Source organism: Rhodococcus sp. AG1013, assembly GCF_003350365.1.
In the GTDB taxonomy this organism is placed as follows: Bacteria; Actinomycetota; Actinomycetes; order Mycobacteriales; family Mycobacteriaceae; genus Prescottella.
Map to the genome: position 1 here is coordinate 1 of NZ_QQAT01000004.1, position 25,135 is coordinate 25,135.

Here is a 25,135-nt window from a genome sequence, read left to right on the forward strand (position 1 = left end):
AACGCCCGGTCCCATTCCGAACCCGGAAGCTAAGCCCTCCAGCGCCGATGGTACTGCACCCGACAGGGTGTGGGAGAGTAGGACACCGCCGAACACCCTTTCACCGAAGGCCCCCACCCATCAGGGTGGGGGCCTTCGGCATTTCCGCATGTCTGCACCCGAAAACCCCACCCGCCCGGCAGACGGCGAGAGCGGGATCCGGGTGACCAGACGGATTGGAGCCCAGTTGACTTCCGATGATGCATCTATAAAAATAGATATGTTCGCGTATGGGCGGGCTGTGAGTGGAGAGGCGGACGCGCGGTGGAGCCGTTGGCGATTTTCAAGGCGCTGTCCAACCCGACGCGATTGCAGATCATGCAGTGGCTGAAGGAGCCGGCGCGCTACTTCGATGAGCAGTCGTACGTTCAGCAGGATCTCGGATTCCACATCGGCGTGTGCGTCGGGGACATCCAGTCGAAGGCAGGCCTGGCGCAGTCGGTCGTCTCGAGCTATCTCCAGATCATGAAAGACGCCGGCCTGCTGGAGTCGGATCGCGTCGGTAAGTGGACGTACTACCGCAGGAACGAGGGGGTGATCGAGGAGTTCTCGGACTATGTGCGCAACTCGTTGTGAGGGCATTCGCGCGCCGCAATCGATCTAGATATCTAGATGTATCGATGTAAAAGGATTCTCGCGTGGTCTTGCGCCTCGCGTGGAAGGAACCGATGAAGAAGTCGAGCCACATCATTCTCGTGCTCGCCGTGGGCGTGTTCGGGATCATCACGACGGAAATGGGGATCATCGGGGTGCTGCCCCAGATCTCCGAGAAGTTTGCCATCGCGCCCGCGACGGCCGGCTGGTTGGTCGGGATATTCGCCCTTGTGGTCGCGGCATTCGGGCCGTTCGTGACGCTGCTGGCATCCGCAATCAACAGGAAGACCGTACTGCTCGCGGCGATCGCAGTCTTCGCGCTGTCGAACTTCGTGTACGCGGCGACCAGCAGCTTCGAGGTGATGTTCGCATTCCGTGTCATCCCCGCCCTGTTCCACCCGGTCTTCTTCTCGGTGGCCCTGGCGACTGCAGCCCGTCTTGTGCCCGCCGAACAGGCCACGCGCGCGGCGACGAAGGTGTTCGCCGGCGTCACAATCGGTTTCGCATTCGGCGTTCCGCTGACCGCGTACCTTTCCGAGCACATCTCCGTGGCGGCGGCGTTCTCGTTCGGCGGCGTAGTCAACCTCGTCGCCTTCGTTGGCATCCTCGCTCTGCTGCCGGCCGAGCCTGTCGGGCAGCGGATCTCCTACGGTGCGCAGGTCCGCATCATGCGCCGACCACGACTCTGGTTGACGATCGCCTCCATCGTGTTCGTCTTCGCCGCGATGTTCTCCGTCTACAGCTACTTCGCCGAATACCTGATCCAGGTCACGGATATGGACGGTGCCTGGACCGGTGTCATGCTGATGATGTTCGGCGTGGTGATGACGATCGGGAACTTCCTCTTCGGCGGTCTCCTGCAGAAGAACCTGGTCCGCACGGTCCTCGGCTTCCCGATTCTCTGTGCCGGCCTGTACCTGCTCGTCTACGCCGCAGGGCCGTACCTGGTCCCCATGGTGGCGGTGGTGATCGTCTGGGGCACAGTGCATTCCGGCGGCCTCATCGTGAGTCAGAGTTGGCTGGGCGTCGACGCGTCAGCGGCGCCCGAGTTCGGCAACAGTCTCTTCATCTCGTTCTCGAACCTCGGCATCGCGGTGGGTACCGCCGTGGGTGGCTGGTTCGTGTCGCAGTTCGGGATCCACCAGGTTCCCTGGGCAGGGTTTGTGTTTGCCGTCCTCGCGCTCATCGCGATCGTCGCGCGCCTCACGGTCGGCCGGCCTTCCGTTGACAGTCTCCTCGCTCAGCCCGAGAAAACCGTGGCTGCCCGCGCGTGACGTCAGCCGATCGATTCCACTGCCGGAGCGTCGACGGGCATGGCCAAACGGGTGGGGACCACCCGGCCGCGGAGCGTCACCGCGTCGCCGAGCATCCACAGCCGCGACTCCCACGGATCGGCGGCGGCGACCGCGCGGTCCGAGGCGATCAAGGCTCCCGGGATGCTCTTCGCCAGCTCCGACAGCCGCGCGGCCTCGTTCACCGGATCCCCGATCACGGTGTACTCGAACCGTTCACGGGCCCCGACGTTTCCGGCGACTGCGGTGCCGGCCGCAACGCCGATGGCGGCATGGCACTCCGGAACCTCGATCGGGAGTCGGCGTCGGATGGCTCGCGCCGCGGCCAGCGCGTGACCGGCGGCGTCCGGAAGATCGCGCGGCGCACCGAATATCGCGAGTGCAGCATCGCCCTCGAACTTGTTGACGAACCCGCCGTGGCGGTCGACCTCGTCGACCACCACCTCGAAGAACCGGTTGAGAAGGTCGACCACCTCACCGGGCGGTCGCGTGGCGGCGAGTTCCGTCGAGCCGACCAGGTCGACGAAGAAGATCGCGACGTCGCGTTCCTCACCACCGAGGCGGAGCGGCGCGACGAGTGCGGCCTCGGCGACATCCTGGCCGACATGCCGCCCGAAGAGGTCCCGGATCCGCTCGCGCTCGCGCAGGCCGTCGGCCATCCGATTGAACCCGGACTGGAGTTCGCCGAGTTCGGTGCCGTCGTACACGACGACCCGGGTATCGAGGATGCCTTCCTCGATCCGGCTCATGCCGGATTTGACGGAGCGGATGGGTGCGACCGTCGCGCGGGCGTTGAGAAGGATCAGCAGTAGTCCGAAGAAGAGGGTGATCGCACCGAGCCCGAGAACGGCGATGACGAGTTGGGGAAGTGTGGTGTCGCGGCTGGTGAGGCTGTACGCCGCGACGATCATCAGCCCGGCGACCGGGACCCCGGTGCCGAGGATCCAGGCGAGCAGGGTGCGTCCGACGACGCCGCCGAGTCGCACATTCGGCCGTCCGCCGGTCTCGAGCGCGCGGGCCGAGGCCGGTCGCAGCGCGAACTCACTGAAGAGGTGGCTGAAGGCGCAGATGGTGATGCCGCCGAACGCGATGGTGAACGCGATCTTCGGAACGGTCTCCGGGTCGACGAGGGCATACGCGGGGGTCAGCAGGAGAAGTGCGATCGTCCACTGGCCGATCTGCATCCTGGTCAGCCGCCACGGCATCGTCAGTGCCGTCAGCCTGTCCGCTTCGGTGGGTGGCCTGTCTTGCACGATCCACTGCAGGCTGTGCAGTGCGCGCGTGGTCCCCATGATGGTTCCCACGATCAGTGCGACGGCCAGGTACACCGGGACGAAGACGAAGTTGAGGAACCGGAACTTCGGCTCGAGCAGCTCCGGTCCGGGCACGACGAAGGTCACGAGCACCGCGACGACGGTGGCGCCGACGAGGTTGGCCCCGAGCAGGGACGTGGTGAGGAGCGTCTGGACCCGGATCCGTCGGATGCGCGGTGTCTCCGAGGGCGTTCCGAGCAGACGGGAGCCTAGTGGCGTGTCGACGGGTCGGCGCGGGTCCATGGTCGTTCGAGAGTATTCGATCCACTAGGGTGGGCCGAGTGCGTCTTGTCATTGCTCGTTGCCGTGTCGATTACGTCGGTCGCCTGACGTCCCACCTGCCGATGGCCCGACGGCTGCTCCTCATCAAGGCGGACGGCTCGGTCAGCATCCACGCCGACGATCGCGCGTACAAGCCGCTGAACTGGATGAGCCCGCCGTGCTGGCTTGCCGAGACCACCGACGGCGAGACCGAAGACGGTGCCCCCAAGCAGCTGTGGGTGGTGACGAACAAGGCCGGCGAGGAACTGCAGATCACCATCGAGGAGATCGAGCACGACTCGAGTCACGAACTCGGCATCGATCCCGGACTCGTGAAGGACGGCGTCGAGGCGCATCTGCAGGAGCTCCTGGCCGAACACGTCGAAACGCTGGGGGAGGGGTTCACGCTCATCCGCCGCGAGTACATGACGGCGATCGGTCCCGTCGACCTGCTGTGCCGCAACGCCGACGGGGCCACGGTTGCCGTCGAGATCAAGCGGCGCGGCGAGATCGACGGCGTCGAACAGCTCACCCGGTACCTCGAACTGCTCAATCGGGATCCGCTGCTGGCCCCCGTGACCGGTGTCTTCGCGGCTCAGCAGATCAAGCCGCAGGCCAAGACGCTCGCGACGGACCGCGGTATTCGCTGCCTGGTCCTCGACTACGAGGCGCTGCGGGGCACCGAGAGTACCGAGTTCCGCTTGTTCTGAGCGCTCGCAGGAGCGTGACGACCGGCCCCTAGACTGGTGTGGTGCCGCGTCGCAATCAGTCCCGTAAACCCCACCGTCGCAGCGAGTCGGCCGATGCGCATGTCGGTGACGGCAGCCTGTTCGGAAACGCTCTCGCCCGCGAGGAGTCGGGTCCGTCCGGCTACGACGACGAACGTTTCATGGTCCGGCAGATTCCGGGTGCGCGGGCCACGAAGACGTACCGCTGCCCGGGCTGCGATCAGGAGGTGCGACCCGGTGTCGCGCACGTCGTGGCGTGGCCGTCCGACTCCGGTGGCGCGGACGACCGCCGGCACTGGCACACGGGGTGCTGGGCCGGCCGTCGCACACGGGGACTGACGCGTCGCTGGTCCTAGCCGAGCTACTTGGTTCGCGCGGGCAGCTGCTCGTCCGACGGCGAATCGGATTCGTCGGATCCGTCACCCGAATCGGCTGATTCACCGTCCGACGCCGCCGAGGACTCGGCGTTGTCGAGGAGTTCGGACTCGCGGTTGACCGAGGCGAGCATCGCCGGTACCGAATCGAGCTGGCCTCGAATACCGAGCAGCTGAGCGAGGATTCGACTGCGCAACACCCGCAGTTCCTCGGCGAGTTCCTTCGCGTGCGCGATCTTGCGCTCGGACTGTTCGGTGGCGACCTGCAGGCGTCGCTGCGCCTCCCGGCTGGCGTCGGTGAGACGACGGTGGGCTTCGGCCTTGCTGTTGGTCTCGAGTTCCTCGATGGCCGCGAGTGCCTTGGCGCGGCGCTCGGCCATCGTGATCTCGAAGTCCTGCTGGACCTGCGCGCGCTTCGCCTCGGCCTCGGCGGTGAGACGGTCGCGCTCGGCCACGGCCGCTTCGACGATCCGGGTGCCCTCGGCCCGGGCCGCCGTCATGGTCTGTTCGTGTTCGCGTTCGAGGGCCGCACGCCGGTCCTCGAGTTCGCTCATTTTCGTCTCGTAGAGCTGACGGAGTCGCTCGCTCTCCTGCTCGGCGACCGAAACCATCTCCGCGGCATCGGCTTCCGCCTTCGCGCGCACCTCGGAGGCCTCGTCGGAGGCCAGGCGCAGCATGCGAGAGATGCGTTCGCTCATGCCCTCCGCGGTGGTGGGCGGCACCGACAGCCGGTCGACGTCGCGGCGCAGTTCGTCGATCTCGTCCCGCGCGTCCTCGAGCTGAATGGCCAGTTCCCGAGCCTGCGCGGCGGCCGCGTCGCGGTCGGTCGCGGTGAGGCGGAGCTCGGAATCGAAACGGTCGTAGTAGCGCCGAACCTCGTCCTTGTCGTATCCCTTGCGGACGATGGTGAACGGCATGCCGCGGTCGTGATCGTAGGCCATGGCTGCCAATCTACCGGCGACGATGGCCTCGGCGCCCGCGGAGTGGGACCGGCGTCGTCACACCTTGCCCACTCCGCGGCGGCATCGGAAAACTCCGGGTCAGTGTCCGCCGTCGGCTGCCGGCTCGACGAGCTCGATGAGCACGCCGCCGCCGTCCTTCGGGTGGATGAAGTTGATGCGCGAGTCGGCGGTGCCGCGGCGCGGTGCGTCGTACAGCAGACGCACGCCGTCGGCGCGGAGCTGCGCGCTGATCGCGTCGATATCGGTGACGCGGAAGGCCAGCTGCTGCAGGCCCGGGCCACTGCGATCGATGAACTTGGCGATCGTGGAGTTCTCGTTCAGAGGAGCGAGGAGCTGGATCGCGGTGGCGCCGGCAACCTGGCCCGGGTATCCGAGCATGGCCTCGCGGACGCCCTGCTCCTCGTTGACCTCTTCGTGCAGGTTGACCATGCCGAGGTGCTTGCCGTACCACGCGATGGCGGCGTCGAGATCCGGCACTGCGATACCGACGTGGTCGATCGCGGTCACGAGCTCGGAGGTCAGTCCGCTCGCGGCGGTGCTGGGGGAGGAAGATGTCATGTATCAGACGGTAGCGCTACCGTTTGAACTGTTCGCGCCGGGTCACGGCTCAGACCGCCGCCCCGGACCAAGATCGACCGCTGGAGGAATCTTGACCACTTCTGTCATCGTTGCCGGGGCCCGGACCCCCGTCGGACGGCTGCTCGGATCCCTGAAGGACCTTTCGGGCTCCGACCTCGGCGGTGTAGCGATCAAGGGTGCGCTGGAGAAGGCCGGGGTGGCGCCCGAGCAGGTCGAGTACGTGATCATGGGTCAGGTCCTCACCGCCGGCGCGGGGCAGATGCCGGCACGTCAGGCGGCCGTGGCCGCGGGCATCCCGATGAGTGTTCCCGCTCTGACCGTCAACAAGGTGTGCCTGTCGGGTGTCGACGCGATCGCGCTGGCCGACCAGTTGATCCGTGCCGGCGAGTTCGACGTCGTCGTCGCGGGCGGCCAGGAATCGATGTCGCGGGCACCGCACATGCTCGAGAAGAGCCGTGAGGGCTTCAAGTACGGCGATGTGACGCTGCGCGATCACATGGCGTACGACGGCCTGCACGACATCTTCACCGACCAGCCGATGGGCAACCTCACCGAGCAGCGCAACCAGGACGAGGACCAGCGCATCACCCGCGAGGCGCAGGACGCGTTCGCGGCCGCCTCGCACCAGAACGCTGCCCGTGCGTGGAAGGACGGGCTGTTCGCCGACGAGGTCGTGCCGGTGACGATCCCGCAGCGTCGCGGTGAGCCGATCGTCGTGACCGAGGACGAGGGCATCCGCGCCGACACCACCGTCGAGTCGCTGGCCAAGCTGCGTCCGGCGTTCGCCAAGGACGGTTCGATCACCGCCGGCACCGCGTCGCAGATCTCCGACGGTGCGGCTGCCGTGGTCGTGATGAGCAAGGCCAAGGCCGAGGAGCTGGGTCTCGAGTGGATCGCGGAGATCGGCGCGCACGGCGTCGTCGCGGGTCCCGATTCGACCCTGCAGTCGCAGCCGGCGCGCGCGATCGCCCGCGCGTGCGAGCGTGAGGGCATCGACCCGAAGGACCTGGACCTGGTCGAGATCAACGAGGCGTTCGCGGCCGTGGGTATCGCGTCCACCGGGGAGCTGGGGATCGACGCCGCGAAGGTGAACGTCAACGGTGGCGCGATCGCGATCGGTCACCCGCTCGGCATGTCCGGTGCCCGCATCGCGCTGCACCTGGTCCTCGAGCTGCAGCGACGCGGCGGCGGCATCGGCGCGGCGGCGCTGTGCGGCGGTGGCGGACAGGGCGACGCGCTGATCGTCCGGGTCCCGAAGAAGTAGTTCATACCCCTCGACGGCACCCCGTGGTCGAGACTGTGACGAGTCTCAACTACGGGGTGTCGTAGTTTGTCGGGCACAATGGCGGCCATGGCGAACTTCTTCGATCTCAGCTCGTGGCCCAAACGTTTCCGTTGCGTGGCCGTCCTGGAAGCGTTCAGTTGGGCCGGTCTGTTGATCGGCATGGCGTTCAAGCACATCCCGGAGATCAATGGCGGCCCGGAGATCGGCGTCAAGATCTTCGGACCGATCCACGGTGCGATCTTCGTGATCTACGTGATCGTCGCGCTGTTCACCGCGCGCGCGGTCAAGTGGGACTTCAAGACGCTTGCGCTCGCGATGGTCTCCAGCCTTCCGCCGTTCATGACCATCTGGTTCGAGATGTGGGCCGCGCGCAACGGGCGCCTCGGCGAGCTGTCGACCACGGGTTCCGCGAAGTCCGAGCCCGCTCTCGCCTGACGGACGCTCCGGTGGCGGGCCGGAATGGCTGCCCGCCCGCCACTCGTGACAAACTGAATCCGTGACTCGACCTGGTTCTCGTCCGTCCCCTCGTTCCGCTGCGGCCATGTCCGGAGCCGTCGACCTGTCCGGTCTCAGGGACCGTGCGCAGCAGCCGCCGAGCGCGCCCGCGGGCCCGCCCGCAGGCGACTCGGCCCCCGTGAGCACCACCGGTCTCGCACCGGTCATCGACGTCACCGAGGCCACCTTCCAGGCCGAGGTGCTCGAACGGTCCATGCAGGTCCTGGTGATCGTGGACCTGTGGGCCACCTGGTGCGAACCCTGCAAGCAGCTGTCCCCGGTGCTCGAGCAGCTCGCACACGAGGGCGGCGGCAACTGGGTCCTCGCGAAGATCGATGTCGATGCCAACCCCGGCATCGCGCAGGCGTTCGGTGTCCAGTCCGTCCCGACGGTGGTCGCGATCGCCGGTGGCCAGCCGCTCGCGGACTTCGCCGGTGCCCAGCCCGAACCGCAGTTGCGCCAGTGGATCGCCGCCCTGCAGGAGGCCGTCAAGGGCAAGCTGGCCGGCCCGCCGTCCGCTGACGGCGCCGAGCAGGAGCCCGAACCCGAGGATCCCCGCTTCGTGGCCGCCGAGAACGCGCTGGACGAGGGCGACTTCGCCGGTGCCGAGGCCGCCTACAACCTGATTCTCAACTCCGAGCCCGCGAACGAGCAGGCACTCGCCGCGCTGCGGCAGGTCCGGTTCCTCGGTCGGGTGCAGGAGCTGCCCGACGACGCGATCGCGGCCGCGGACGCGCAGCCCGACTCGATCGATGCCCAGTTCGCCGCGGCCGACGCCGAGCTGTACTCGCAGCGGCCCGAGGCCGCATTCGACCGGCTCATCGCGCTCGTCCGTCGCACGGCCGGCGACGACCGGACGGCCGTGCGGACCCGTCTGCTCGAGCTGTTCGAGTTGTTCGACCCGGCCGAGCCGGTCCTGGTCGCGGCCCGTCGGAAGCTCGCGTCAGCGCTGTACTGACCGGCGCGGGACCCGCGTCCATCGGCGTTCCTCAGCGATAGCGGCCGTCGCAGGTCTGTTGTCCGCCGAGGACACCGGTGCGGAACGCGTCCACGCGGGAGAACCCGCTGGGCACGGTGTTGCCGTCCACGTCGCTCGCGGCCAGGCCGTCGGACAACAGGCCGGAGATGGCCTCGTCGAGATCGCCGGGCGACAGCCACACCGTGCGCGTGTCGGTGGGGGCCGCCTGATCCGGACTGAGCGCCGCGGTGACCGCGCCCGACAGGCACGCCGCGCGCAACGCTGCCTGTGGGCCCGACAGCGACAGCCCCGCAGCCTTCTGCACCGCGAGGGTGTAGCGGGAGGCGAGCAGGACGTACGCGCCGTAGTCGCCGGTGACGTCGGCGCTGAGGACGTCGTCGCCGGTCACCGTGCTCGGGCGCCCACGTTCGGCGAGGGCCGGGACGTCGACGCCGATCGTGTTGGTGGCGGGGCAGTACGAGACCGGTTCGGTGGCACTCGCGTCTCGGCAGTCGGTGTCGATCCCGGTGAGATCGAGGGTGGGCGGGTCGGCGAGGGCGAACACCCGCCCGAAGGAGTCGAAGATCGCCGTCAGCGATTCCTCCGTCACCGGCAGCTCACCGTCGTCGTTGCGTCCGTCGAACCGCTGCGGCAGGTCGGCCCGTCGCGACGTGATCTCGTCGGCGTCGATGCGGGTGCACGCGCCCGCCCCGTCGGTGAATCCGATCTGGGCAGCGGTGACGCGTTCGAATGCCGAACCGTGAATCGACTCGGGATCGCTGGGGTCGGTGTCGCGCACCGAGACGGTCGCTGCGAGAACCGAGTTGAGTCCGTCGGACGTGTTGAGGGTGAAACGTGCGGCGCGCCCCTCCGCGACGTGGCGGATGAATGCGCCCGCGAAACAGTCCGCCTGTTGTTCGAACACGATGCCCGGATCGTCCTCGCCCACCAGTCCGGCCTTCTGCTGGATCGCGTGACCGTACTCGTGCGCCAGCACCATCACCACCGACATCGGCCCGAACGTGTCGACCAGGCCCGGCAGCAGGTAGGAGCGGTCCCAGCCGATCGTGTCCTGCTTGACGCAGTACGCCGCGTTGACGAGGTCCTCGGTGGCCATCCCGCAGAATCGGTGGCCGCCGGTGTCGTCGGGGTTCCACGACAACAGATCGGTGACCGGCTGGAATCTGCCCTTGAAGATCGTCGGGTATTCCGCCGTCCAGTAGTCCTCGATGTCGGCGATCGCGTTCGCGGCGAGAGTGTCGATCGCGCCGCCGTCGCCGTCGGTCACGGTGCGGGACGTGTCCGGCGCACCCTCACGGGGTCCACTCGGACCGCCCTGCGCGGGGAGTCCGGCCACCGTGAACGGATCGTCGTAGATGGACACCGCGCGCCCGTCGATGGTCGACGAGCATCCGGCGGCCGCGCTCATCGCCACCGCCACCAGCACGAGGGATGTCGCGACGGCGCCTGCCGGTCGCCGAGTGCGTGTCACCGATCCCGCCCAGTCACCGCGTGTCCCTCACCTTTCCAGCCGCATCCAGATGGCCGCACTCGCCGGTAGTGTCACCTCCGCCGACGCCGGCCGACCGTGCCACGGCCGCTCCAGGGCCGTCACCGCGCCGAAGTTGCCCAAGCCCGACCCCTGGTACTGCAGCGCGTCGGTATTGAGGATCTCAGACCAATTGCCCGGTTCGGGCAAGCCCACACGATACTTCTCGTGCGCCGACCCCGAAAAGTTGTACAGGCAGGCGACGATCGAGCCGTCGCTGCCGTACCGCAGGAAGCTCAGCACGTTGTTCTCGGTGTCGTTCGCGTCGATCCACGAATATCCGCCGGGGGAGGTGTCCAGCGTCCACAACGCCGGATTGGCGCGGTAGACGGCATTGAGATCGCAGACGAGGGCGTGGACGCTGTGGTGCAGGTCGCCGGTCTCCGGGTCCTCGAGTTCGTGCCAGTCGAGCCCGTGCTCCTCGGACCACTCGGCCCGCTGCCCGAACTCCTGCCCCATGAACAGCAACTGCTTGCCGGGGTGCGCCCACATGTACGCCAGCAGCGCACGCACGCCCGCGGCCTTCGCACGGTCGTCACCCGGCATGCGCGACCACAGCGTGCCCTTGCCGTGGACGACCTCGTCGTGGCTGATCGGCAGCAGGTAGTTCTCGCTCCACGCGTACATGAGCGAGAACGTGATCTCGTGGTGGTGGAAGGTGCGGTGGACGGGGTCGCGCTGCAGGTACCCGAGGGTGTCGTGCATCCAGCCCATGTTCCATTTCATGGTGAACCCGAGTCCGCCGACGTTGGTGCTGCGCGTGACGCCCGGCCACGACGTCGACTCCTCGGCGACGGTCACGACACCCCGGTGATGCTTGTGCACGGTCGCGTTCATCTCCTGCAGAAACGCCACCGCCTCGAGATTCTCGCGACCCCCGTGGACGTTGGGTGTCCACTGCCCGGACGGCCTGGAGTAGTCGAGGTACAGCATCGAGGCCACGGCATCGACACGCAGACCGTCGACGTGGAACTCGTCGAGCCAGAACAGGGCGTTGGCGACCAGGAAGTTCCGGACCTCGCGGCGGCCGAAGTCGAACACGTAGGTGCCCCAGTCGAGTTGCTCGCCGCGCTGCGGATCCGCGTGCTCGTACAGCGGGGAACCGTCGAACCGGGCCAGCGCCCAGTGGTCCTTGGGGAAATGCGCCGGCACCCAGTCGACGATGACGCCGATCCCGGCCCGGTGCAGCCGGTCGACGAACGCACGGAAGTCGTCGGGCGTCCCGAAGCGGGCGGTCGGCGCGTAGTACGACGTCACCTGGTAGCCCCACGAGCCGCCGTAGGGGTGCTCGGCCACGGGCAGCAGTTCGACGTGCGTGAACCCGGCCTCGATGACGTACGTGCTCAGTTCGTCGGCGAGTTCGGTGTAGCTCAGTCCGGGACGCCACGATCCGAGGTGGACCTCGTACACGCTCATCGGTTCCCGGCTCGGCTCCGTGCCGGCGCGGGCCGCCATCCACTCGCCGTCGGACCATCGGTGCGTCGAGGCGGTGACGATCGACGCGGTCGCCGGCGGAACCTCCGTCGCGAACGCCATCGGGTCGGCCTTGTCGCGGACGCTGCCGTCGCGGCCGTGGATCCGGAACTTGTACATCTCACCGGGTCCGACGTCGGGGACGAACACCTCCCACACCCCGGTCGAACCGAGCACACGCATCGGGAAGGTCCGCCCGCCCCACAGGTCGACGTCGCCGGTGACCGCGACGCCGCGGGCACCGGGCGCCCACACCGCGAACGACGTGCCGTGCACGACGCCGTCGGGGGTGTCGTACGTGCGCGGATGCGCGCCGAGGATGTCCCAGAGCCGCTCGTGCCGGCCCTCCCCGAACAGGTGCAGATCCAGTTCGCCGAGGGTCGGGAGGAACCGGTACCCGTCGGCGGTCACCACCGTGTACGCGCCCGGGTAGGTCACCACCAGGCGGTAGTCCGCCAGGTCGTCGACCGCGACCAGCGCGCTGAAGACGTCGTCGGCGACCCGCTGCAGCGGGTGATCGCGCCCGCCGATCCGCACCGAGACGGATTCGGCGCCCGGGCGTAGCGCCCGGATCACGGTGCCGTCGGGGTGCGGGTGCGCACCCAGGACCGCGTGCGGATCGTGGTGGGTGCCCTGCGTGAGCAGAGTCAGGTCACGCGGATCCGGTGGACACACCTCGACGGGCGGGGTCACGGATTGTGCTCCCGGTCGGCGAGGCGTCTGCGCGCCTCGAGGGGGATCGGCGGCAGCGCCAGGATATGCGCCGACGCCCGCCACGGTTCGAGGCGGACGAAGTTGTGCTGCCCCCACTCGTACTGTTCGCCGCTGACCTTGTCGTGCACGGACAGGTGGTCGTGCCAGTCGCGGCCGAGGGCCGGCATGTCGAGGGACACGAAACCCTGCTCGGCGCCGAACGGGTTGAGGTTCACCACGGTCAGGACGGCATCGCCGGTGACGGGATCGAACTTGGAGTACGCGACGAGCGCGTCGTTGTCGACGTGGTGGAAGTGCAGGTTCCGCAACTGCTGCAGCGCCGGGTGTGCTCGCCGGATCCGGTTCAGCGTCGTGATCCACGGCTCGAGGGATTCACCGCGGGCCCGGGCATCGGCGTAGTCGCGGGGGCGCAGCTGGTACTTCTCCGAGTCCAGGTACTCCTCGCTGCCGGGGCGGATCGCGACGTGCTCGAACAGCTCGTAGCCGGAATACACGCCCCACGTGGGCGAGAGCGTCGCCGCGAGCGCGGCCCGCAACGCGAACATGCCCGGGCCGCCGTGCTGCAGGCTCTCGTGCAGGATGTCGGGGGTATTGACGAACAGGTTCGGCCGGGCCTCGTCGGCCTTCGCGGCGATCTCGTGACCGAATTCGGTGAGCTCCCACTTGTTCACCCGCCACGTGAAGTACGTGTACGACTGCGTGAACCCACGCTTGGCGAGCCCGTACAGGCGTGCGGGCCGAGTGAACGCCTCGGACAGGAACAACACGTCCGGGTCGGTCCTCTTCACCTCGTCGATCAGCCACTCCCACAGGCTCGGCGGCTTGGTGTGCGGATTGTCGACGCGGAAGATCTTGACGCCCAGCCGGACCCAGTGCCGGACGACGCGCAGCACCTCGGCATGGATGCCGTCGGGATCGTGATCGAAGTCGATCGGGTAGATGTCCTGGTACTTCTTGGGCGGGTTCTCGGCGAACGCGATGGTGCCGTCGGGCAGCTGCGTGAACCACTCGGGATGCTGTTGCGCCCACGGATGATCGGGGGCGCACTGCAGCGCGAGATCGAGCGCCACCTCCAGCCCGAGCCGCGCGGCGTCGGCGACGAACGCCTCGAAGTCGGCCTCGGTGCCCAAGTCGGAATGGATCGCGTCGTGACCGCCGTCCGCCGACCCGATCGCCCACGGTGAGCCGACGTCGTCGGGGCCGGCGGTGAGGGAGTTGTTGGGGCCCTTGCGGTTCACCTCGCCGATCGGATGGATCGGCGGCAGGTAGACGACGTCGAAACCCATCGCGGCGATGCGGGGCAGGTCCGCCGCGGCGGTCGCGAACGTGCCGTGTCGCGGGGCGCCGTGCGCGTCCCACCCGCCGGTGGAGCGGGGAAAGAACTCGTACCAGGACCCGAACAGGGCGCGCCGGCGGTCCACCACCACGTCGTACGGGCGCGATGCGGTCACCAGTTCGCGCAGCGGCCGCGCGCGCAGTGCCTCCGCGACATCGGACGCGAACGCCGGTGCGACCCGGACCGGCAGCTGCCGGTCCGACCGCAGCGAGGCCGCCACCGCGAGCAGGCGGTCGCGGTCGAACCGGTCCGCGCCGCCGGCCGCCCGCTCGAACAGGCGCGCGCCGAGCTCGAGGTCGTTGGCCAGATCCGCGGGCCCCTGACCGACGCCGAGCTTCGCCTCCACCGCGTGCCGCCACGTGGTGATCGGGTCACCCCACGCCTCGATGCGGTAGCTCCACGTCCCGACCGCGGTCGGGGTGAACGTCGCGTGGAACGAGTCCAGCTGCGGCCCGGGGTGCATCGGAATCCGCACCGTGTCGGACGGTCCGCCGGGGCCCTCGACGACCAGCGTCGCCGCCACCGCGTCGTGTCCCTCCCGCCACACCGTGGCGGACACCGGAAACACCTCGCCGACCACGGCCTTGGCCGGGAAGCGACCGTTGTCGATCGAGGGCAGCACGTCGTCTATGGCGAGGCGACCTGGCACGCGGACTCCGTTCGGTCGGTAGGCGTTTGCCCCGTGGGGGCGATCGTGATGGGTCAACCGTAGTTCAGTGGATCGCGACGCGCGGGGATCGTGCGGACGAATCACGTGTCGTCGGCCCGCGCGCGCGTCAGGAGTGCTGGTCGAGCTTGTCGATATGAACGAGAACTCGCTCGTGCCAATCGATCTCGACCTGAACGCGCATCTGTGCGTGTTCGAGGATCAGATCGTCCGCTTTGCTCTGGTCGGGCCATCGCCGGTCGAGTTGGTGGCTCAACTGGGACTGACGTGCGCGCAGTGCGGCGACGCGGTCGCTGATGTAACCGCGCAGGATCTCTCGGTCGACGTCCGAGCTGACGGCTAGGGCGAGATCGACCGGGTCGGGCTTGAGATGTATCTCGCTGAGGGCTTCGTCCCGAAGCGCTCGTAGCTCGCGGCCGCCTTCGTCGGTGATCTCGTAGATCGTTCTCGCAGGAAACGTCCCGTCCTGCTCGGTGCGGAGGGGGCGGATGAGTCCTTCCTCTGTGAGCCTGTGCAGTGCCCCGTAGAGAGACCCGGGTTTCACCTGCGACCACAGGTCGGCGCGGTCCACGCGGGCGTCCCGGCGCAGTTGATGCCCGTGCATCGGCCCGCGTTTGGCCAGTGCTCCCAGAACGAACAACCGCGTGGGATTCATTCGTCCTTTGTACACGAGTACTCGTATTTGAGTACTCTCGTTTGGATGACTGTGAGACCCATCGTGATCGCCGGCGATCCTCTTCTGGCAACTCCGGCGGTCCCTGTGACCCGCTTCGGCTCCGAGCTCGCGGCGTTCGTCGCCGACATGTTCGAGACCAACACAGCAGCGAACGGTGCGGGTCTCGCCGCAAACCAGATCGGTGATCCGCGCGCGGTGTTCGTGTACGACCTGATCGACAACGGTGTTCGTCATCGTGGGTGCGTGATCAATCCGACGTTGGAAACCTCGGAGCGGCCGGAGACGATGCCGGACCCAGATGAACTCGAGGGGTGCCTCTCGGTTCCCGGCGAGCGGTTCCCCACGGGTCGCGCCGACTGGGCGCGAGTCAGCGGAGTCGACACGGGAAATCGGCCCATCGTCGTCGAGGCGACCGGATACCTCGCGCGATGCTTCCAACACGAGGTCGACCATCTGGAGGGCCGTCTCTATGTGGATCGTTTGATCGGCCGTCATCGACGCGCCGCTCGCAAGATGATCAAGCTGCGGGGTTGGACCGAGCCGGGTGGCTCGTGGCTCCCCGGATCCACGGACGGCGCCCTCGGCTGAAACGTCGCCACGGAGGCCCACCGATTCTCGCGACATCGGCGGTCGACGGCGCCTATCGTGGCGCGGTGACTGTGACAGCCGAGTTCGAAACCGCGCGGTGTTCGCTCAGCGGGTGGGGGAGGCGTGCGGCATCGACCGCCGACGTGCTCTCGACGCCCGACCTCGACGTGATCGCGTCGGCAGTGCAGCGATCGGGCCCGCGGGGCGTCATCGCCCGCGGCCTGGGACGCAGCTACGGCGACCCGGCACAGAACGCGGGCGGGCTCGTCGTCGACATGACCGCCCTCGACCGCATCCACCACATCGATCCGGCTTCGGGCGTCGTCGACACGGATGCCGGCGTCAGCCTCGACGCGCTGATGCGCGCCGTTCTGCCCCACGGTCTGTGGGTGCCGGTCCTGCCGGGCACGCGGCAGGTGACCGTCGGCGGCGCGATCGGCGCCGACATCCACGGCAAGAACCACCACTCGCACGGCAGCTTCGGCAACCACGTCGAGTCGCTCGACCTCCTCGCCGCCGACGGCACGATCCGCACGCTCTCGCCGACCGGCGCCGATCGCGACCTGTTCTGGGCGACGGTCGGGGGAATGGGATTGACGGGCATCGTGGTGCGGGCGCGAGTGCGCATGAAGCACACCGAGACCGCCTATTTCATCGCCGACCACGACCGCACCGCCGACCTCGACCAGACGATGGAACTGCTGACCGGCGGTTCCGACGACGGCTACGACTACTCGATGTCGGTTCCGGACACGATCTCGACCGGTCCGAAGCTGGGTCGGGCAGGGTTCACCCGGGGATCGCTGGCGACGCTCGATCAACTGCCGCCGAAGCTGCGTCGGGATCCCCTGCGGTTCAACGCCCCGCAGCTGTTCACGGTCCCGGACGTCTTCCCGAACGGGATGGTCAACCGCTTCACCGTGCGTATCGCTGCGGAGGCCGCGTATCGCGTCTACCCGAAGCACGGTCGCGGCACCATCCAGAATCTGACGCAGTTCTACCACCCGCTCGACCTGCTCGGAGAATGGAATCGGGCCTACGGGCGCGAAGGCTTCATGCAGTACCAGTTCTCGATCCCGTTCGGTGCCGAGCAGCAGCTCGCCGACATCGTGCGCAGGATCGCCGAGTCCGGTCACCGTTCGTTCCTCAACGTGTTCAAGCGGATGGGCGACGGCAACCCGGCCCCGCTGTCGTGGCCGCACCCGGGATTCATGCTGAGCCTCGACTTCCCCATGAGGAGGGGACTCGGCCGATTCTGCGACGAGCTCGACGAGCGCGTCCTCGCCGCCGGCGGCAGGCTCTACTTCGCGAAGGACTCCCGCACCAGACCCGAACGCGTCGAGCAGATGTATCCGCGGCTCGCCGAATGGCGCGCCGTTCGGGACCGGATGGACCCGGAGAGGGTGTTCGTCTCGGACCTGGCCCGCCGACTTCAGCTGATCGGTGGTGTCGAAAGTCGGTAGTGTTCGCGGCGTGAAAGCCCTGCGTCGGTTCACCGTCCGAGCCCACCTGCCCGAGCGTCTCGCGGCCCTGGGGCCGCTGTCGACCAATCTGCGCTGGTCGTGGCATCCGGAGACACAGGATCTGTTCGCGTCGATCGACCCCGACCTGTGGACGGCGGTGCGCCACGACCCGGTCCGGATGCTCGGCGAGGTCGATCCCTACCGGCTCGACGAACTGGCGACCGACCAGGCGTTCCTGGCCGAGCTGGACCGCTCGGCCGCCGATCTGGACGACTACCTGACCCGGCCCCGCTGGTACCAGGACCAGCTCGGCAAGGGTGCCGCGCTGGCCACGGGGATCGCGTACTTCTCGATGGAGTTCGGTGTCACCGAGGTGCTGCCGAACTACTCCGGCGGGCTCGGCATCCTCGCCGGCGATCACCTCAAGGCCGCGTCGGATCTGGGGCTGCCGCTGATCGGCGTCGGGCTGCTGTACCGCTCCGGCTACTTCCGGCAGTCGCTCACCGCGGACGGCTGGCAGGCCGAGCACTACCCGGCCCACGACCCGCAGGGGCTGCCGCTGCGGCTGCTCACCGAGAGCGCCGAGAACGGCGGACCCGGCGCGCCGGTGCTCATCCACATCGCGATGCCCGGCGGCCGCGTGCTGCGGGCCCGGGTGTGGATCGCGCAGGTCGGCCGGGTGCCGCTGCTGCTGCTCGACTCGGACATCGCGGAGAACGATCCCGAACTGCGCGCCGTGACCGACCGGCTCTACGGCGGCGACCAGGACCACCGGATCAAGCAGGAGATCCTCGCCGGCATCGGCGGTGTGCGGGCGGTTCGCGCCTACACCCGCGCGCACGGGATCGCCGATCCCGAGGTGTTCCACATGAACGAGGGACACGCCGGTTTCCTCGGCCTCGAACGCATCCGGGAGCTGATCACCACCTCCGCACTGGACTTCGACGCCGCGCTCGCGGCGGTGCGCGCCGGCACGGTGTTCACGACGCACACCCCGGTCCCGGCGGGTATCGACCGGTTCCCGACCGAGTTGGTGCGCCGCTACTTCGGCGGCAGCGAGGGCGAGCAGGAGTCGACGTTGCTGCCCGGACTGGGGGTGGACCGCATCCTCGCGCTCGGCGGCGAGAACGACCCCGGCGTGTTCAACATGGCGCACATGGGACTTCGGCTGGGCCAGCGCGCGAACGGGGTCTCGAAGCTGCACGGCGCGGTGAGCCGGGAGATGTTCGAGTCGCTGTGGCCCGGCTTCGACGCCGCCGAGGTGCCGATCGGCTCGGTCACCAACGGCGTGCACGCTCCGACGTGGGCGGCCCGTGAGTGGATGGACCTCGGACGCCGACTCGTGGGGCCGGGCCTGCTGGAGGAGGCCCGCGGCTGGGAACGGCTGCGGGAGATCGACTCCGGTGAACTGTGGTCGACCCGGAACACGTTGCGTGCGCAGTTGGTGGACGAGGTTCGTCGCCGGGTGCGCGCGTCATGGCTCGAGCGCGGCGCGACCGAGGCCGAGCTCGGCTGGACGACAGAGGTGTTCGACCCGAACGTCCTGACCGTCGGGTTCGCGCGGCGTGTCCCGACGTACAAGCGCCTCACCCTGATGCTGCGGGACCCCGAGCGGTTGCGCGCGCTGCTGCTCGACGACGAGCGTCCGGTGCAGCTCGTGGTCGCCGGCAAGAGTCACCCCGCCGACGAGGGCGGCAAGGCCCTGATCCAGCAGGTGGTGCGGTTCGCCGACCAGCACGACGTCCGGCGCCGGATCGTGTTCCTGCCCGACTACGACATGTCGATGGCGCGGTACCTGTACTGGGGTTGCGACGTGTGGCTCAACAACCCGCTGCGCCCGCTCGAGGCGTGCGGGACGTCGGGCATGAAGTCGGCGCTCAACGGCGGACTGAACCTGTCCATCCGCGACGGCTGGTGGGACGAGATGTTCGACGGGGAGAACGGCTGGGCCATCCCCACCGCCGACGGTGTCGCCGACGAGACCCGCCGCGACGACCTCGAGGCCACCGCACTGTACGAGTTGCTCGAGCGGTCGGTGCTGCCACGCTTCTACGACCGTGACGGCGGCGGGCTGCCGACCCGCTGGCTCGAGATGGTCCGTCACACGCTGCAGACCCTGGGTCCGAAGGTGCTGGCGTCGCGCATGGTCCGCGACTACGCCGTCGAGTACTACGCGCCGGCGGCGGCCGCGGCCCGGAAGATGCTGCCCGACAACTTCGCCGGCGCCCGCGAGGTGGCCGAGTACCGGCGCCGGGTGGGTGCGGTATGGCCGGGCGTGCAGGTGGCGCAGGTCGACAGCGCCGGGCTGCCCGACAACCCCGAGATCGGCGCCGATCTGTCGCTGCGCGCGTACGTCCGACTCGGTGGGCTGTCGCCGGAGGACGTCGTCGTGCAGGCGGTGCTCGGGAAGGTGGGCCCCACCGAGGACCTCACCGACGTGACGGCCGTGCCGATGGTGCACACCGGCACCGACGGGCTGGGGGAGGTGTTCGAGGCCACCACACCGTTGCCGGTGTCGGGGTCGGTGGGCTACACCGTCCGTGTCCTGCCGCACCACGACCTGCTCGCCACCGACGCCGAGCTGGGACTCGTCGCGGCGCCGTACGTCTAGGTCGAGACCGCTTCGACACCGCGGGGCATGATTCCCCGCGAGGCCGAACCCGTCAGCTGGCGGGGTCGTACTGGAACGCGCGGACCTCCTGCGCGCACCGGCAGGCAGCCGCGATCTTCGCAGCCCATTCCAGGGCCGCCTCGTGGGAGGGCAACTCGAGGAGCGCGTAGCCGCCTTCGAGCTGTTTCGTCTGCGGGTACGTGCCCTCGGTCACCGTGCCGTCCCCGTCGACCAGGACGGGCGGAACGCTCTCGTCGATTCCGCCGCCGAACACCCAGACGCCGGCGTCCTTCGCCTCCTCGACCACCGCGTGCGCCGCATCCGAAACTGCCTGCAGATCCTCGGCGGGAAAGACCATGGCGCCACTCGGGAACGAGATCAGGTACTTCGTCATCGCGTCGACTCCTTCTTTCGTACTGTCACCGGGACACCCCCGCTCCCCGTCGGACATCCGCTGCTCGCCACGGTATCCTCATCCGTCAGGATTGGATGTCGCGGCGCCGGAACCCGACCAGCGCGAGCACGTAGAGCGCCGCCGCGATGACGAACAGCACGATCAGCGGCACGACGTCGAACGCGTCGGCCGGCATGTTCGGCGTGAAGTGGAACGGCGATGCCCAACCGGTCCAGTCCGGCAGAACCTCGAGGAACATCCCGATCACCAGGGCGTAACCGAGGTACACCCACACCACCGCCAGCAGGCGCGGGAACCACGCGTACACCGCCGCGGTCAGCCCGATGATCGTCAGCGTGGCGGGCAGTCCGTTCGCGGCGGCGCCGACGAGGCGCCCGAACATCGAACCGTCGTGCAGCGTCGCGGCCGCGGTGATGCCCATCGCGGCACCCGCCGCCAGCACGATCAACGCGGTCGCGACAGTGATCACGGCCAGTTGCGCGCCCAGCCACCGCCAGCGGGAGACCGGGCTCGCCAGGACGTCCTCGGCCCGGCCCGACGTCTCCTCGTTGCGCGCCGACTGGACGGCGGTGAGCGCGTACATGCACGCCATGATGGTCAGGAACACCAGGTACAGCGCGAACGCGCCCTGCGCGGCGTTGGCCTCGCCTCCCGGCAGCAGCCCGGCCAGGCGGGGGTCCTGATTGACGAAGTCGGCGACCTGCTGGCCCAGCGCCCCGATCGGGAAGGCGAGCGCGACGACGCCGATTCCCCACGCCACGATCTGGTTGCGCTGCATGCGCACCGTCAGCGCGGCGATCCCGGTGAGGGTGCTGCTCGCGCGGGGCCGGCCGCCCCGCGGGGCCACCAGGCCGGCGCCGACGTCGCGTCGGCCCACCACCGCGTAGGCGAGGACGACACCGACGACCACCGCGCCGAGGCCCAGCAGCAGTGGCCACCACCGCTCGTCGACGTACGCGCGGGTGGACTGCGCCCAGCCGATCGGCGACAGCCACGACCACACGCTGCCGTCCTCCTTGGCGCGGACGTCCCCGATCGCGCGCAGCAGGTACGCGGCCGCGACCGCGACCAGACCCAGTCCGCTCGCGGTGCGGGCATGCTCGGTGACCTGCGAGAACAGGGCCGATGTCGCGCCGAACGCCAGACCGGCCATGAACACCCCGGCGGCCAGGTTCCACGACCCGACGGCCGGCAGTCCCACCGCGGTCAGACCGAGCCCGAGGACCAGTCCGATCAGCAGGTTCGCCAACAGCACCACCGCGAGTCCCGACGTGATCGGCGCGAATCTGCCGACCACGGCCGAACGCAGCATCTCGGCGCGGCCGGACTCCTCCTCGGTCCGCAGATGCAGGGTCACCAACAGCACCGACATGACCGCGACGGCGATCATCGTCATCCCCGCGATCTCGTTCGCCACCATCGCGCCGAGCGTGTAGTCGGACAGTCCGTAGCCGGGCCCGGCCAGCGCCGTCGCGGCCGGCGACTCGATGAGGGCGGCGCGTGCCTGACGCGATTCCGGGGTGGGGTAGAGGGTCTGGTAGCTCGACGCCAGCAGCACCGTCGAGCCGCCGACCGCGATCACCCACGCCGGCAGCCGGATCCGGTCGACCCGCAGCGCCAACCGGGTGAGCGTCCACGTCCCGGCGAGACGGTCCGTCGTCGAGGTCCCGGCCGGTCCGGTGACCCGTTCGACGCCCGCGACCTGCGCCGTCATCGTCGCTCGATGCCCAGCGAGTCGAACTCGTCGCTGTACTCGCGCAGGAACAGGTCCTCGAGCGTCGGCGGGTGCGCGGTGATCGTCAGCACGCCGAGTCCGGTGAGCGTCGACATGACCGAATCGATCCGGTCGGAGTCGACGTCGAAGGTGATGCCGTTGTCCTGGTCGACGAGCGTCTGCAGGTTGTACACACCCGGCATCGAGGCGAGCCCGTCCGGAGCCTCGCGGGTGGTGGCGGTGATCGTGGTCCGGGTCAGGTGGCGCAGCTCGCGCAGGGTGCCGCTCTGCACCGTCCGGCCGGCGCGGATGATCGTGACCACCCCGCACAGCGACTCCACCTCGGCCAGGATGTGGCTCGACAGCAGGATCGTGCGGCCGTCCCGCGTCGCCTCGCCGATGCACTGCTGGAACACCGCCTCCATCAACGGGTCCAGGCCCGACGTCGGCTCGTCGAGGATCAGCAGTTGTGCATCGGCGGCCAGCGCCGCGATCAGCGCGACCTTCTGCCGATTGCCCTTCGAGTACGTGCGGCCCTTGCGGGTGGGATCGAGTTCGAAGCGCTCCATCAGCTCCTGGCGCCGCGCCTCGTCGAGGCCCCCGCGGAGCCGTCCGAACAGGTCGATGGCCTCGCCGCCGGTGAGGTTGGGCCACAGGTTCACATCGCCCGGCACATAGGCGAGGTGCCGGTGCAGGCTGACGGCGTCGCGCCACGGGTCGGCGCCGAGTACGGACACCTCGCCGCCGTCGGCGCGCAGCAGACCCAGCAGCACCCGGATGGTGGTGGACTTGCCGGATCCGTTGGGGCCGAGGAAGCCGTGGACCTCGCCGGGGCCGACCTCGAGGTCGAGGCCGTCGAGGGCATGGACGTCACCGAAACGCTTGGCGAGGCCACGAACCGAGATCACCGGGTCCATCGCCCGAGCATAGGGCGGATGCGGGGGCGTCGGCCCAGTTTTGCCGGGGTGCGTGCTCAGCCGCGTCTCAGGGCCGCGACGCCGCGATCCGGGCGAGCGCCTGCCGCACCACCTTCGGGTCCGCCGTCTCCCAGAACGGCGGCAGCGACGCCCGCAGGTAGCCGCCGTAACGCGCGGTGGCCAGACGGGAGTCGAGGACCGCGACGACACCCTTGTCGTCCACGCTGCGCAGCAGACGCCCCACCCCCTGCGCCAGCAGCAGGGCGGCGTGGTTCGCGGCCACCGACAGGAAGCCGTTGCCGCCGCGCGACTCGACGGCCTGCTGGCGGGCGATGAGCAGCGGATCGTCCGGGCGCGGGAACGGGATCCGGTCGAGGATCACCAGACTCAGCGACGGGCCGGGAACGTCGACGCCCTGCCACAGCGACAGCGTCCCGAACAGCGTCGTCGCCTCGTCCTCGGCGAACTTCTTCACCAGCGTGCCCGTGGCGTCGTCGCCCTGGCACAGGATCGGGACGTCGAGGCGTTGGCGCATCTCCTCGGCGGCGGCCTTCGCGGCGCGCATCGACGAGAACAGTCCCAGTGTGCGGCCACCGGCCGCGGTCACCAGTTCCGCGATCTCGTCCATGAAGGCGGGGGACAGGCCGTCGCGCCCGGGCGGGGGCAGGTACCGGGCGACGTACATGATCCCGGCCTTCGCGTGGTCGAACGGCGAGCCGACGTCGAGCGAATTCCAGCGCAGCACACCGGCGTCCGACGGCGCCTCCTTGCCGATCGCGGTCGCGGTGTCGCTGCGCGCCGGCGACTCCGGCGGCAGACCCCAGTTGACGGCTAGCCCGTCGAACGAGCCGCCGACCGTGAGCGTCGCCGACGTCAGCACCACCGTCGACTCCGCGAACAGGCTCGCCCGCAGCAGCCCGCCCACCGACAGCGGCGCCATCCGGACCACCCGGCGGACGTTTCCGCGGTTCTCGTCGACCGACAGCCACACGACGTCCTTGCGTTTGGCCGGGTCGGGCTCGTCGAACGCGGTGAGCACCCGGACCGCGCTGTCGTGGATCTCGTCGATCGCCGACAGTGCGGCGTTGCGGGCGGCCGCGGCCTCGGGATCGGCGGCCGCCATGCCGGGCTTGGACGGCCCGATCGCCGTCCGGACGTTCCAGGCGGCGTCGCGGACCGCGGCCAACGCCATCGAGACACCGTCGGGCAGCGAGTCCCAGCGCCCGGCGGGCAGATCCTCGAGCAGGTCGGCCCAGCCCTCGGCGGCACCCTCGAGCCGGTCGACGTCCTGCTCCTCGACGATCTTGATGCTGCGGCGGGCGGCGGCACTGATCGCCGACGCCGACAGCTCCGCCGTCGCGACGCCGGTGACCCGGTCGACCAGTTCGTGGGCCTCGTCGATGACGACGACGTCGTGTTCGGGCAGCACCGCGATGCCGGAGATCGCGTCGATCGCGAGCATCGCGTGGTTGGTGACCACGACGTCGACCTGTGCGGCCTCGGCGCGGGCCCGCTCGGCGAAGCAGTCCTCGCCGACGGGGCAGCGCGACTTGCCGAGGCATTCGCGGGCGCTGACGCTGACCTGCCGCCAGGCCTGGTCGCTCACGCCGGGCACGAGGTCGTCGCGGTCACCGGTCTCGGTGTCCGACGACCACTTCGTGAGCCGCTGCACCTCGCGGCCCAGACGGCTGATCGCGAACGCGTCGAACAGCTCCGCCTCGGGCGGATCGTCCTGCGCCATGCCCGTGTGGATCTTGTTCATGCACAGGTAGTTGCCGCGGCCCTTGAGGATCGCGAACTGGGGGCGCCGTCCCAACGCCGACGTGAGCGCGTCCGCCAGGCGCGGCATGTCCCGGTCGACGAGCTGGCGCTGCAGAGCGATGGTCGCGGTCGAAACGACGACGGTGCGGCCGGACTCGACGGCGTGGCGCACGCTCGGCACGAGGTAGGCGAGCGACTTGCCGGTACCCGTCCCGGCCTGCACCGCGAGGTGCTCGCCGGTATCGATCGAGTGGGCGACGGCGGATGCCATCGTCAGCTGGTTCTTGCGGGGCTTGCCACCCAACGTCCGGATCGCGACCTCGAGAAGTTCCGGGACATTGGGCAGCTCTCGGGCACGGTCGGACACCGCA

At 69.1% G+C, this 25,135-nt stretch carries 21 protein-coding genes and 1 rRNA gene; 11 read left to right on the forward strand and 11 right to left on the reverse strand.

Annotated elements, in window-relative coordinates; translation table 11 throughout:
• The 3 genes from rrf to DEU38_RS07030 all read left to right on the forward strand — a co-directional run.
• A 5S ribosomal RNA gene (gene rrf, locus DEU38_RS07020) occupies window positions 1-94 on the forward strand; the annotation flags it as partial.
• A gap of 209 nt (window positions 95-303) precedes the next feature.
• A complete protein-coding gene (locus tag DEU38_RS07025) occupies window positions 304-615 on the forward strand; it encodes a helix-turn-helix transcriptional regulator (RefSeq protein ID WP_114719465.1) in 312 nt (103 codons plus the stop codon).
• A gap of 62 nt (window positions 616-677) precedes the next feature.
• Complete coding sequence (locus DEU38_RS07030) at window positions 678-1,907, forward strand: MFS transporter (RefSeq protein WP_254622885.1); 1,230 nt, start codon at window positions 678-680, stop codon at window positions 1,905-1,907.
• Between the two features lie 2 nt (window positions 1,908-1,909).
• On the opposite strand, the gene DEU38_RS07035 is transcribed toward DEU38_RS07030, so the two are convergent.
• Window positions 1,910-3,481, reverse strand: a complete 1,572-nt coding sequence (locus DEU38_RS07035) for an adenylate/guanylate cyclase domain-containing protein (protein ID WP_114719467.1) — start codon at window positions 3,479-3,481, stop codon at window positions 1,910-1,912.
• Between the two features lie 38 nt (window positions 3,482-3,519).
• Here DEU38_RS07035 and nucS point away from each other — a divergent pair, with 38 nt between their 5' ends.
• Window positions 3,520-4,209: an endonuclease NucS gene (gene nucS, locus DEU38_RS07040; RefSeq protein ID WP_114719469.1), complete on the forward strand. Its 690-nt coding sequence runs from the start codon at window positions 3,520-3,522 to the stop codon at window positions 4,207-4,209.
• Between the two features lie 41 nt (window positions 4,210-4,250).
• The gene (locus tag DEU38_RS07045) at window positions 4,251-4,583 is read left to right on the forward strand and encodes an ATP/GTP-binding protein (protein WP_114719982.1); all 333 of its coding nucleotides are present in this window, start codon (window positions 4,251-4,253) and stop codon (window positions 4,581-4,583) included.
• Between the two features lie 5 nt (window positions 4,584-4,588).
• Here DEU38_RS07045 and DEU38_RS07050 read toward each other — a convergent pair whose 3' ends face one another.
• Window positions 4,589-5,542, reverse strand: coding sequence for a hypothetical protein (locus tag DEU38_RS07050; RefSeq protein WP_114719471.1), 954 nt, complete (start codon window positions 5,540-5,542; stop codon window positions 4,589-4,591).
• A gap of 99 nt (window positions 5,543-5,641) precedes the next feature.
• The gene (gene mce / locus DEU38_RS07055; protein WP_114719473.1) at window positions 5,642-6,121 is read right to left on the reverse strand and encodes a methylmalonyl-CoA epimerase; all 480 of its coding nucleotides are present in this window, start codon (window positions 6,119-6,121) and stop codon (window positions 5,642-5,644) included.
• A gap of 91 nt (window positions 6,122-6,212) precedes the next feature.
• Here mce and DEU38_RS07060 point away from each other — a divergent pair, with 91 nt between their 5' ends.
• The 3 genes from DEU38_RS07060 to DEU38_RS07070 all read left to right on the forward strand — a co-directional run bounded on the left by DEU38_RS07060 (window position 6,213) and on the right by DEU38_RS07070 (window position 8,880).
• Window positions 6,213-7,406, forward strand: a complete 1,194-nt coding sequence (locus DEU38_RS07060; protein ID WP_114719475.1) for an acetyl-CoA C-acetyltransferase — start codon at window positions 6,213-6,215, stop codon at window positions 7,404-7,406.
• Between the two features lie 78 nt (window positions 7,407-7,484).
• Complete coding sequence (locus DEU38_RS07065; protein WP_181818704.1) at window positions 7,485-7,862, forward strand: DUF3817 domain-containing protein; 378 nt, start codon at window positions 7,485-7,487, stop codon at window positions 7,860-7,862.
• A 106-nt stretch (window positions 7,863-7,968) separates the two neighbouring features.
• A complete protein-coding gene (locus tag DEU38_RS07070; RefSeq protein ID WP_114719479.1) occupies window positions 7,969-8,880 on the forward strand; it encodes a tetratricopeptide repeat protein in 912 nt (303 codons plus the stop codon).
• A gap of 31 nt (window positions 8,881-8,911) precedes the next feature.
• Here the strand turns inward: DEU38_RS07070 and DEU38_RS07075 are convergent, their stop codons facing one another.
• The 4 genes from DEU38_RS07075 to DEU38_RS07090 form a co-directional block, all read right to left on the reverse strand.
• Window positions 8,912-10,372, reverse strand: coding sequence for a metallopeptidase (locus DEU38_RS07075; protein WP_397484393.1), 1,461 nt, complete (start codon window positions 10,370-10,372; stop codon window positions 8,912-8,914).
• A gap of 27 nt (window positions 10,373-10,399) precedes the next feature.
• Complete coding sequence (gene glgB, locus DEU38_RS07080; protein ID WP_114719481.1) at window positions 10,400-12,595, reverse strand: 1,4-alpha-glucan branching protein GlgB; 2,196 nt, start codon at window positions 12,593-12,595, stop codon at window positions 10,400-10,402.
• On the reverse strand, window positions 12,592-14,601 hold the full coding sequence (locus DEU38_RS07085) for a maltotransferase domain-containing protein (protein WP_114719483.1): 2,010 nt from the start codon (window positions 14,599-14,601) through the stop codon (window positions 12,592-12,594). Before DEU38_RS07085 ends, glgB begins: the two co-directional genes overlap by 4 nt.
• 127 nt (window positions 14,602-14,728) lie before the next feature.
• A complete protein-coding gene (locus DEU38_RS07090; RefSeq protein ID WP_114719485.1) occupies window positions 14,729-15,274 on the reverse strand; it encodes a PadR family transcriptional regulator in 546 nt (181 codons plus the stop codon).
• 45 nt (window positions 15,275-15,319) lie between these two features.
• Between DEU38_RS07090 and DEU38_RS07095 the strand changes: the two genes are divergently transcribed.
• The 3 genes from DEU38_RS07095 (at window position 15,320) to glgP (ending at window position 19,957) form a co-directional block, all read left to right on the forward strand.
• Window positions 15,320-15,883 (forward strand): peptide deformylase, encoded by a 564-nt coding sequence (locus DEU38_RS07095; protein ID WP_114719487.1) that lies wholly within the window; start codon window positions 15,320-15,322, stop codon window positions 15,881-15,883.
• 71 nt (window positions 15,884-15,954) lie between these two features.
• On the forward strand, window positions 15,955-17,346 hold the full coding sequence (locus DEU38_RS07100) for an FAD-binding oxidoreductase (RefSeq protein WP_114719489.1): 1,392 nt from the start codon (window positions 15,955-15,957) through the stop codon (window positions 17,344-17,346).
• A 10-nt stretch (window positions 17,347-17,356) separates the two neighbouring features.
• Complete coding sequence (glgP, locus tag DEU38_RS07105; protein WP_114719491.1) at window positions 17,357-19,957, forward strand: alpha-glucan family phosphorylase; 2,601 nt, start codon at window positions 17,357-17,359, stop codon at window positions 19,955-19,957.
• A gap of 52 nt (window positions 19,958-20,009) precedes the next feature.
• Here the strand turns inward: glgP and DEU38_RS07110 are convergent, their stop codons facing one another.
• The 4 genes from DEU38_RS07110 to DEU38_RS07125 form a co-directional block, all read right to left on the reverse strand.
• Entirely contained in the window at window positions 20,010-20,351 is a 342-nt protein-coding gene (locus tag DEU38_RS07110; protein WP_114719493.1) for a YciI family protein, read from the reverse strand.
• A gap of 85 nt (window positions 20,352-20,436) precedes the next feature.
• Window positions 20,437-22,086, reverse strand: coding sequence for an ABC transporter permease (locus tag DEU38_RS07115; RefSeq protein ID WP_258557679.1), 1,650 nt, complete (start codon window positions 22,084-22,086; stop codon window positions 20,437-20,439).
• Window positions 22,083-23,003, reverse strand: a complete 921-nt coding sequence (locus DEU38_RS07120) for an ABC transporter ATP-binding protein (RefSeq protein ID WP_114719495.1) — start codon at window positions 23,001-23,003, stop codon at window positions 22,083-22,085. The genes DEU38_RS07115 and DEU38_RS07120 overlap by 4 nt, the downstream gene beginning before the upstream one ends.
• Before the next feature lie 67 nt (window positions 23,004-23,070).
• On the reverse strand, window positions 23,071-25,131 hold the full coding sequence (locus DEU38_RS07125) for an ATP-dependent DNA helicase (RefSeq protein WP_114719988.1): 2,061 nt from the start codon (window positions 25,129-25,131) through the stop codon (window positions 23,071-23,073).
• Window positions 25,132-25,135: the final 4 nt, after the last annotated feature.